The 9,611-nt window shown below is 71.9% G+C and carries 10 protein-coding genes; 5 read left to right on the plus strand and 5 right to left on the minus strand.

Annotation, left to right across the window (positions count from 1 at the left end):
- Positions 1-12: 12 nt before the first annotated feature.
- Positions 13-591 carry a Uma2 family endonuclease gene (locus ABT254_RS35935; protein WP_351479821.1) on the minus strand — a complete coding sequence of 193 codons (579 nt, stop codon included), beginning with the start codon at positions 589-591 and terminating at the stop codon, positions 13-15.
- 163 nt (positions 592-754) lie between these two features.
- Here ABT254_RS35935 and ABT254_RS35940 point away from each other — a divergent pair, with 163 nt between their 5' ends.
- Both ABT254_RS35940 and ABT254_RS35945 read left to right on the plus strand, forming a co-directional pair.
- The gene (locus ABT254_RS35940) at positions 755-1,510 is read left to right on the plus strand and encodes a MerR family transcriptional regulator (protein ID WP_351479824.1); all 756 of its coding nucleotides are present in this window, start codon (positions 755-757) and stop codon (positions 1,508-1,510) included.
- Between the two features lie 56 nt (positions 1,511-1,566).
- Positions 1,567-2,124 carry a hypothetical protein gene (locus ABT254_RS35945; protein WP_351480009.1) on the plus strand — a complete coding sequence of 186 codons (558 nt, stop codon included), beginning with the start codon at positions 1,567-1,569 and terminating at the stop codon, positions 2,122-2,124.
- Here the strand turns inward: ABT254_RS35945 and ABT254_RS35950 are convergent.
- Positions 2,075-3,508 (minus strand): RNB domain-containing ribonuclease, encoded by a 1,434-nt coding sequence (locus ABT254_RS35950; RefSeq protein ID WP_351479827.1) that lies wholly within the window; start codon positions 3,506-3,508, stop codon positions 2,075-2,077. The genes ABT254_RS35945 and ABT254_RS35950 overlap by 50 nt on opposite strands.
- A gap of 66 nt (positions 3,509-3,574) precedes the next feature.
- Here ABT254_RS35950 and yaaA point away from each other — a divergent pair, with 66 nt between their 5' ends.
- Positions 3,575-4,357 (plus strand): peroxide stress protein YaaA, encoded by a 783-nt coding sequence (gene yaaA / locus ABT254_RS35955; protein ID WP_351479830.1) that lies wholly within the window; start codon positions 3,575-3,577, stop codon positions 4,355-4,357.
- A gap of 69 nt (positions 4,358-4,426) precedes the next feature.
- The gene (gene eda, locus ABT254_RS35960; RefSeq protein WP_351479832.1) at positions 4,427-5,065 is read left to right on the plus strand and encodes a bifunctional 4-hydroxy-2-oxoglutarate aldolase/2-dehydro-3-deoxy-phosphogluconate aldolase; all 639 of its coding nucleotides are present in this window, start codon (positions 4,427-4,429) and stop codon (positions 5,063-5,065) included.
- On the opposite strand, the gene ABT254_RS35965 is transcribed toward eda, so the two are convergent.
- Genes ABT254_RS35965 through ABT254_RS35975 form a run of 3 tightly spaced genes read right to left on the minus strand, consistent with a single transcriptional unit; the run spans position 5,040 to position 7,834 of the window.
- Positions 5,040-6,230 (minus strand): bifunctional RNase H/acid phosphatase, encoded by a 1,191-nt coding sequence (locus ABT254_RS35965; protein WP_351479835.1) that lies wholly within the window; start codon positions 6,228-6,230, stop codon positions 5,040-5,042. The genes eda and ABT254_RS35965 overlap by 26 nt on opposite strands.
- A gap of 12 nt (positions 6,231-6,242) precedes the next feature.
- On the minus strand, positions 6,243-6,986 hold the full coding sequence (locus ABT254_RS35970; protein ID WP_351480012.1) for a zinc ribbon domain-containing protein: 744 nt from the start codon (positions 6,984-6,986) through the stop codon (positions 6,243-6,245).
- Entirely contained in the window at positions 6,983-7,834 is an 852-nt protein-coding gene (locus ABT254_RS35975; protein ID WP_351479838.1) for a Nif3-like dinuclear metal center hexameric protein, read from the minus strand. Before ABT254_RS35975 ends, ABT254_RS35970 begins: the two co-directional genes overlap by 4 nt.
- A gap of 276 nt (positions 7,835-8,110) precedes the next feature.
- On the opposite strand from ABT254_RS35975, the gene ABT254_RS35980 reads away from it, so the two are divergent.
- Entirely contained in the window at positions 8,111-9,289 is a 1,179-nt protein-coding gene (locus tag ABT254_RS35980) for a hypothetical protein (RefSeq protein WP_351479841.1), read from the plus strand.
- The last annotated feature ends 322 nt before the right edge of the window (positions 9,290-9,611 follow it).

Here is a 9,611-nt window from a genome sequence, read left to right on the forward strand (position 1 = left end):
GGCGTCGGCGGCTCAGAGAAAGTCCGTGGTCTCCAGATCGAAGGCGAAGGGTTCGGGGAGGGTGAGCTGTTTGCCGAGCGGACGGGTGCACTGCTCGCGGTAGTCGTCCTTCTCGGGGTCGCTGAACAGCGTGATCGAGGATGCCTCTCGGTCGACGAGCAGGTAGAGGGGGATTCCGCCGCGGGCGTAGCAGCGCCGCTTGGCTTCACGGTCGGCCTTGGGCTTGGTGGAGGTTACCTCCAGAACCAGGGCGACGCCCTCGCAGGGCATCCAGGAGTCGGCCGGCCGGTAGAGCCGTAGTTTCCTGGGAGCGAACGTACCGTCTGGGATCACGCGGTCCTTCGGGCAGCCACCCCCGCTCTGCAGCTTCAGCCCCTTGTTCCCGGAGAATTGCATGTCGGTCCGGGACCGCCTGTACACCTGGTTCACGATCAGTTCGATGTAGTCCTCGTGCTCCCCGTCCGGCGGCGGCGTCACAACGATCTCCCCCTCGATCAACTCGGCCCGGAAACCCTCCGGTGTGTCCAGGGCGAGAAAGCCCTCCAGCAGGACCTCTTCCTGCGTGAGCGGCTCGTGGGCCATGGCAGTCATGTCACGCCCCTCCTTCGGTCGCTCGCCAGACTGGGACATCGGAAGATCACCTGTCCAAGAGATCGGGAACCGTTCCCTCGATCGTGGCACACGATCACCATGGTCGTCAGGAGCCGACCCGCCCGCTTGACCCTGCCGCGACGTCAGCCTCTGTACTGATCCCATGCGGATCGGAGAACTCGCCGCGGCCGTCGGCGTCACCACGCGGACCGTGCGGCATTACCACCATCAGGGACTGTTGCCGGAACCCGAGCGGCTGGGCAACGGGTATCGGGACTACACGTTGCGGCATGCCGTGGTGCTGGCGCGGATTCGGCGGCTGACCGAGTTGGGGATGGGGCTCGCGGAGGTGCGGGACGTGCTGGCGGAGGACGCCGGGAAGGACCTCGTCGAGGTGCTCACCGAACTCGACGAGGACCTGGCCCGGCAGGAGACGGCGATCCGGGAGCGGCGGGCGCGGCTGCGGGCGCTGCTGGAGGCGGAGGGCGGGCTGACCGTCGAGGGGCCCGTCTCGCCGGAACTGGCCTCGCTCTTCGGGGACTTGGCGCATGTGGCGGCCGACTCCCCCATGGCCGTCAAGGACCGCGAGATGCTCGCGCTGATCGACACCATGGCGGCCGTGGAGGACCGGGAGCGGCTGGTGGATCTGCTGCGCGGCGCCCTCGGCTCCCCCGAGGGGATCGCCCGGGCACTCAAGGCGTACGCCCTGCTCGACGACCTCGCCGACGCCGACCCGGCCGACCCGCGCGTGGCGGAGGCCGCCCGCACCCTCGCCGACTGCACGCCCCGCGAACTGGTCCCCCAGGTGAGGATCGATGGGGACAACAGCTTCATGCGCGCCTTCTACGCGGACTTCGCCCCCGCCCAGGCAGAAGCCCTCCGCCTCGCGCTGCGGATACTCACCGAGGAGCAGTCGTGAGGACGGCGGCGTACGTCCTCGTCCGGCATGAGCTGCGGCTGCTCGCCAGCCTGGCGATGTGGGTGGCCCGGCGCACGCACGGGGCCGACGGCGGGCGGGTGTTCGGGTATGCGCGGGGGCAGGGCGCGGTGATGTTCGGGTTCGCCTTCGTGTGTCTCGTCGAGACGCTGACGATGTCCGTGCTGCTGCGTGACTACCCCGCCGTGCATCGAGGGGTCCTCGTGCTCGACATCTACACCACCGTGTTCGTCGTCGGGGTGCACGCGGCCTCCGTCGTACGGCCGCACGTGCTCGGCCCCGACGTGCTGCGCATCCGCCGCGCCGTGCATGTCGATCTGCGCATACCGCTCGACCGCATCGCGACCGTGCGCCGCGAGCTGCGCACCACCCACCAACGCGCCGACGGTGAACTCGACATCCCCGTGGGCGCACAGACCACCATCACCCTCGAACTCACCGCGCCCGTCGCCCACTTCACCTTCCTCGGCCGACGGCGTGACATCCACCTCGTCCGCTTCCACGCCGACGACGCCGACACCCTCGTACAAGCCCTCGGACGTACTCTCACGCAGGCGCGAAGCGCACCTTCGCCGAGGCCGGATCCGCCTGCGTGAGGCGCACCCGCAGCCGCTCCCCCAGCGGCAGGTGTTCGCCCTCGATGCGGCCGATGACCGCCGGGGACTCCAACTGGACGGTTCCAATGCCTGGTTGACGCTCCTCCACGTCCACCACGCAACCGTCGAACACCTCGCCCACCCGGCCCGCCAGCAGCGCCGCCTCCACGATGTCGACGCACTCGCGCTCCACCGTGCCCGCGCGGCGGCTGCCGTCGGCCATCTGGTGCGGCAGCGCGTCCAGGGCGGCCAGTACCCAGTCGGGCGGGGGCTCGCCCGCGGCGGCCGCCAGGCAGAGCTCGGAGGCGTACCGGTCGGCCAGTCGCCGCAGCGGTGCCGTGCAGTGGGCGTACGGGGCGGCCACGGCGGCGTGTGTGGTGATGGGCGGGAGGGCGCCGTCCCGGAAGACGGTGTAGCCGGCGCCGCGCAGCAGTGTCGTGCACTCCTGGAGGAAGGCCGCGTGGCGCGGGCGGTGCGGGTCGATGGAGCGGATGAGCTGGGCGTACGAGACGTGGTGCGGCCAGTCGATGTGCAGGGCGTGCGCGGTGCGGCGCAGACGGCCCACGGCGCTATCCGGGGCGGCGGGCAGAGTGCGCAGGATGCCCGTGCCCGCCGACAGCATGAGATCGGCGGCCGCCATCCCCGTCAGCAGGGAGACCTGAGCGTTCCAGCCGTCGGCCGGGAGTGGGGCGCGGTAGCTGAGCTCATAGGCGTGGTCGCGCTCGACTATCTCCTGTTCAGGGACGTTCAGCGAGATGCCGCCCCGCTCCACCTCCAGCCGCTCCCGCGCCTCCCCGATCTCCTTGAGCAGCGCCAGCGGCTCCTCGGCCGTCTTGTCGTCGATCTGCTTCTGTACGGCCGCGTAGTCCAGCCTGGCCCTGCTGCGGACGAGGGCGCGGCGGACGTCGACGGCGAGCGTACGGGCGCCCGCGTCGAGGTCGATCGTCCAGAGAGCGGCCGGGCGGACCTGGCCGGGCAGCAGGCTCGCGGCGCCCTCGCTGAGCAGCGCCGGGTGCAGCGGGATCCGCTCGTCCGGGAAGTACAGGGTGGTCACCCGCCGGTGGGTCTCCGCGTCCAGCGCCCCGCCGGGTACGACGAAGGCCGCGACGTCCGCGATGGCGTACCACACCCGGTAGCCGGTGCCCTGCCGGGACAGGTGCATCGCCTGGTCGAGGTCGGTGGAGGCGGGCGGGTCGATGGTGAACAGGGGGATGTCCGTGGCGTCGTACGAAGGGACCGCGGGGGCCTTCGCCGATCGCTCGGCCTCCGCCAGCGCCTCGGGCGGGTAGCTCTCGGAGACGCCGAGTTCGGTGCGCAGCGCGGTGAGGGCGGCCCGGAGGGGGGCTTCGGGGGCGCCGGTCACTCGGATGTGGCGGCGGGGCATACAGCCGAGGGTAAGCACAGCGGGCCCCGTACGCTGTCCGGGAGCTCAAACAGAAGGAGATCTTCCGTGCTGGTCCTGCTGCCTCCCTCCGAAGGCAAGGCGTCCTCAGGCCGTGGCGCCCCGCTGAAGACGGAGTCGCTGTCGCTGCCGGGGCTCACGCCCGCCCGTGAGGCCGTGCTCGGCGAACTGGTCGAGCTGTGTGCCGGGGACGAGGAGAAGGCGCGGGAGGTGCTCGGGCTGAGCGAGGGGCTGCGGAGCGAGGTCGCGAAGAACGCCGCGTTGCGCACCGCCGGGGCGCGGCCCGCCGGGGAGATCTACACGGGTGTGCTGTACGACGCCCTCGACCTGGCCTCCCTGGACGCCGCCGCCAAGAAGCGCGCCACCCGCTCCCTGCTCGTCTTCTCCGGTCTGTGGGGTGCGGTGCGCGTCAACGACCGCATCCCCTCCTACCGCTGCTCGATGGGTGTGAAGCTGCCGGGGATCGGGGCGCTGGGCGCGTACTGGCGCGCGCCGATGGCCGAGGTGATGCCCGAGGCCGCCGGGGACGGACTGGTGCTGGATCTGCGGTCCTCCGCGTACGCGGCCGCCTGGAAGCCTAAGGGCGAGGTCGCCGGGCGGACGGCGAGCGTACGGGTGCTGCATGCGCCCACCCGCAAGGTGGTCAGCCACTTCAACAAGGCGACCAAGGGGCGGATCGTACGGAGCCTGCTGGCGTCGGGCGCGGCACCCAAGGGCCCGGCGGAGCTGGTGGAGACGCTGCGCGAGCTCGGTTACGTGGTGGAGGTGGAGCCTCCGAGGGGGGCCGGGAAGGCCTGGATGCTCGACGTGCTGGTGGACGAGATCCACTAAGCGATAGCAGCTGTTGCAGCATGTGCAATCAGCTTTGCGCATGCTGCATGGCACGGGCACGATGACGCCATGGCTGCCTCATCGCTCCTCGACCTTGCCCCCGTCGTGCCCGTCGTCGTCCTCGAGGACGCCGCCGACGCCGTTCCGCTGGCGCGGGCGCTGGTGGCGGGCGGGCTGCCCGTCATCGAGGTGACGCTGCGGACGCCGGCCGCGCTGGATGCCATCCGGGCGATCGCCGAAGCGGTACCGGACGCGGTGATCGGGGCCGGGACCGTGATCACGCCGGAGCAGGTGAAGGACTCGGTGGCGGCCGGGGCGCGCTTCCTGGTCAGCCCGGGCTGGACGGACGTACTGCTGGAGGCCATGAAGGCGTCCGGGGTGCCGTTCCTGCCGGGGGTGTCCACCACCTCGGAGGTGGTGGCGCTGCTGGAGCGCGGGGTGCGGGAGATGAAGTTCTTCCCGGCGCAGGCTGCGGGTGGTACGGCGTATCTGAAGTCGCTGGCGGGGCCGTTGCCGCAGGCGCGGTTCTGTCCGACCGGGGGCATCGGGCCGACCAATGCCCCCGACTATCTGGCGCTGCCCAACGTCGGCTGCGTGGGCGGCACTTGGATGCTCCCGGCGGACGCCCTCGTGGCCCGCGACTGGGGGCGGATCGAAGGCCTTGCCCGCCAGGCAGCGGGACTCAGCGCAGGTGGGACGTGTCGTTGAAGAGCCGTACGCTCGCGTTGCCGTCCGCGTAGTAGGCCACCGCGGACAGTGCGGCCGCCGACAGCTCCATGCGGAACAGGGACTCGGGCGGGGCGCCCAGAGCCAGGCGTACGAACGTCTTGATCGGCGTGACGTGGGAGACCAGCAGGACCGTGCGGCCCGCGTACGCCGCCACCAGCTTGTCCCGGGTGGCCTCGATACGGGTCGCGGTCGCCGCGAAGCTCTCGCCGCCGCCCGAGGGCTGGGCATGCGGGTCGGCGAGCCAGGCGTTCAGGTCGTCGGGGTAGCGCTCGCGGACCTCGGCGAAGGTGAGGCCCTCCCAGGCGCCGAAGTCGGTCTCGATGAGTCCGTCGTCGATGCTCACCTCGAGGCCGAGGTGAGAGGCGACGATGGCGGCCGTCTCGCGGGTGCGGGCGAGGGGTGACGCGACGATCGCCTGGATCGTGCCGCGCCGGGCCAGCGCGGCCCCGGCGCGCTCGGCCTGCTCCCGGCCGACGTCGGAGAGGGAGGGGTTGGTGCCGCCGCTGCCCGAGAAACGCTTCTGCGGGGTCAGCGGGGTCTCACCGTGCCGCAGCAGCACGAAGGTCGCGGGCGCGCCCAGGTCGGCGGGGGCCCAGCCGGGGCTGGCGACGGCTGTCGCGGCCCGCACAACGGCTTCGGCCTTCGGGACGTCGGCGGGGGCCGGCTCGGCGACCGTGGTCCTCGCGGCGGCCGTGTCCAGCTCCGCCGTCGAGGTCGCCGGCGACCACTGTTCGCCGCGCTTGCCCGCGTCCATCGCCTCGTTGGCCAGCCGGTCCGCGTGCTTGTTCTGCTCCCGCGGGATCCACTCGTAGGTCACCTGCTCCGGCGGGAACACGCGGGACGCCACCGTCGCCAGCGGCTTCATGTCCGGGTGCTTGATCTTCCAGCGGCCCGACATCTGCTCGATGACCAGCTTGGAGTCCATACGGACGTGGACCTTGGCCGAGGGGTCCAGTTCGTGGGCGGCGCGCAGGCCCGCCAGCAGGCCCCGGTACTCGGCGACGTTGTTGGTCGCGACGCCGATGTACTCCGCGGCCTCGACGAGGGTCTGACCTGTCGCCGCGTCGAGCACGACGGATCCGTAGCCCGCGGGTCCCGGGTTGCCCCGCGAACCGCCGTCGGCCTCGACGATGAACTCCCGCACGCCACCCGCCCCTTACAGACCGGACTCGGCCGTGCGCACCAGGATGCGACGGCAGTTCTCGCAGCGCACCACCGTGTCGGGGGCGGCCGCGCGGATGTCGTTGATGTCGGTGATGGACAGCTCCTGGCGGCAGCCCTGGCAGGTGCGCTGGTACAGCTTGGCCGCGCCGATGCCGCCCTGCTGCTCACGCAGCTTGTCGTAGAGCTTGAGCAGGTCGGCGGGGATGGCGCCGGCGATGACCTCGCGCTCCTTGGTCACCGTCGCCACCTCGCCGTCGATCTCCTCGAAGGCGGCGTCACGGCGCGCGGTCGCGTCGTCGATCTTCGACTGGACGGAGGAGACCCGCTCGGTGAGCTCGGCGACCCGCTCCTGCACGGACTCGATGCGCTCCATGACCTCCAGGACGACGTCCTCGAGGTCGCTCTGCCGCTTGGCGAGGGAGGCGATCTCGCGCTGGAGGTTCTCCAGGTCCTTGGGGGAGGTGACGGCCCCGGAGTCCAGGCGCTTCTGGTCGCGGGCGGCGCGCTGGCGCACCTGGTCCACGTCCTGCTCGGCCTTGGTCTGCTCGCGGGCGGTGTCGCTCTCCTCGGTCTGCGCGGCCACCAGGAGGTCGCGCAGCTGGGTGAGGTCCTTGGTGAGCGACTCGATCTCGGCGTGCTCGGGCAGCGACCTGCGCCGGTGCGCGAGCTGCTGCAGGCGTACGTCGAGGGCCTGGACGTCGAGGAGTCGGATCTGGTCGGCGGGCGCGGCGTTCAGTTGGGGGCTCCTGCAGTCGGATCGGGGGAGGCCGCGTGGGCCGTCCAGGGGTCGGTGACCGTCTTGGAGACATGGACCCTGAGGTCCCATCCGTGGCGGTCGGAGATCTCGTCGAGCTGGGTGGCGGCCAGCTCGCACCAGGGCCATTCGGTGGCCCAGTGCGCCGCGTCGAGCAGCGCGAGGGGGCTTTGGGCGACGGCTTCGGAGGCCGGGTGGTGGCGCAGGTCGGCGGTGAGGAAGGCGTCGACTCCGGCCGCGCGTACTTGGTCGAAGAGGCTGTCGCCGGAGCCGCCGCTGACGGCGACCGTGCGGACGATGGCCTCTGGGTCGCCGGCGACGCGGATGCCCTGCGCGGTGGCGGGCAGCCGGGCGGCGGCCCTCTCGGCGAACTCGCGCAACGGCAGCGGGTGGTCCAGCTCGCAGATGCGGCCGAGACCGCGGCGGCCGGACGGATCGGCCGGGTCCGGCACCAGGGGTCGTACGACACGCAGGTCCAGCGCGCCGGCCAGCGCGTCGCTGACACCGGGGTCGGCCGTGTCCGCGTTGGTGTGGGCGACGTGCAGCGCGATGTCGTTCTTGATCAGCGTGTGCACGACGCGGCCCTTGAAGTGGCTCGCCGCGACCGTCGTCGTACCGCGGAGGTAGAGCGGATGGTGGGTGACCAGCAGGTCGGCGCCCAGCTTCACCGCCTCGTCGACGATCTCCTGCACGGGGTCGACCGCGAACAGGACCCGCGTGACCTCCTGGTCGGGGTCGCCCACGACGGTGCCGACCGCGTCCCAGGACTCGGCCCGCTCGGCGGGCCACAGGTTCTCCAGCGCGGCGATGACTTCAGACAGACGGGGCACGACCAAAAGGCTACCTGGCCCTTCTGTGCGCCTAAACCGGCGCCGCTCTCGCGGACCTGGTTGCTCGCCGTCGTGGTTCCTCAATTGTTGGTTGCGGCCGTCTTCGCAGAAATTTGCTCCACCGCAGCCGGTCCACACCTGGACCTCCCCCAGCACATACGCCCCCGTTTCCTCAGGCGAATCGTTCCCCCGCCACCCTTATGTGTGAAGCAGGAGCCTCGTGGTCCCACGTGTGTGCGTGCGAAAACTAGCTTCGTCGCCGGAGGTGACCAGACCATGACGGCGTGTGCTATCGAGCCCGAGGCTGCTCCCGAGGAAGGCGCCCCGCAATCCGGGTGCACCATCACCGTGGACGGTGCCTACGCCGCCCGCCTCGCGCCGGCCGGCGACTCCTGGTTCCCGGAGCGCTGGACGCTGGACGGCCCCGAGCCGTACGCCGTGCCGCTGCCCGGCAACCAGCCCGAGGAGCCCGGCACCGAGGTGCAGCCGATGGGCGACGGGCGGGTCCTCATCCGCCGGCGGGCTCAGGGGCGGCACCTGTTCTCGCTGCTGTACCCGACCGGACCGGGCACGGGCGAGTTGCTGATCGGCGCGGTGCAGTGCCCGGAGGAGGGCGCCCGGCTGCGGCTGCTGCCGCCCGTACCGGGCGGGGAGAAGGCGTACGCCCTCGCCGTGGGCCGGCGCTCCAGCACGGTGTGGCTGGTCGCGGGCGGCGTCTTCGGTCCTGAGCAGGTGGCGGAGGTCCCGGGCCGCTGCTCGGGCGGGGTGTGGCTGGACCGGGCGGGGCGGCTGCTGGCGCTCGACCGGGAGACCGGCGGCCGGACCAAGGCGGTCGCGGTCGACCTGGAGCGGGCCGGTGAGGTCTCGCCGCTGTTGCAGATCGCCGAGGGCAGCGACGACCGGCTGCTGCTCGCCGACCCGGACAGCGGTCTGCTCCTGATCCGCTCCGACGCGCCCTCGCCGGGCGAGGAGCGGCTCGGCTGGGGCGTGCTGGGCAGCACCCTGCCGGTGCGTTTCCCGGAGTGCCTGCGGCTGCCCGAGTGTGTCGTGACGCCCTTCGCCATCCAGCCGGGGCAGGTGCTGCTGCCGGAGAGCTGCGGGGTGGCGCTGCGCATCGACGGGCCGGTCGGCAGCTGGGTGGGCCTGTGGCGGCCCGACCGGCGCCAGGTGGACCATCTCGCCGCGCCGTACGGGTGGTTGGCGGGCGCGGGGATGTGGACCAGGGACGGGGTGCTCCAACTGCCCTACGCCACGGCCGAGGTGCCGTGCGGCGTGGCGCGGGTGGCGGCGCCCACGGGGGAGACGGGGGAATCGGGGGATGCAGGGGGATCGGGGGGCGCGGGCCCGGAGGATCCGGCACGGGGTGAGCCGGCACAGCCGGATCCTCCGGAGCCCGTCGCACCGCGTCCCGTGCCCTTGCAGCAAGCGCCCTTGGGACGTCTTGTAACGAAATAGTGCCGATGGGCGTGCCCGTCTGGAGTCGCGAGGAGGGTGGCCGGTTAAACTCGCCCGGCTGTTTGAAAGATCATGTTGACGGGGTGAATCCTTCCGATGAGCGACACAAGCACCATGCAGCCGCTGTCCGCCGAGTCCCGGGAAGACGCCGGTCACGGTCGGCACCGGGGTCCGAGTTCGGCCCAGGACGGTGACACGGCCCCTCACGGCCGCCACCGCAAGCCGGCCGAGGACAGCGAAGCGGCTGCCTGAGGGTACGCAGGGAAGGGGCTCGCACACCGGCCCGGGGGCGGGCCCCCTCCGTAAGTCTACGGGCCTCTAC

The sequence above is a fragment of the Streptomyces sp. NPDC001137 genome (assembly GCF_040298885.1).
Classification (GTDB): domain Bacteria; phylum Actinomycetota; class Actinomycetes; order Streptomycetales; family Streptomycetaceae; genus Streptomyces.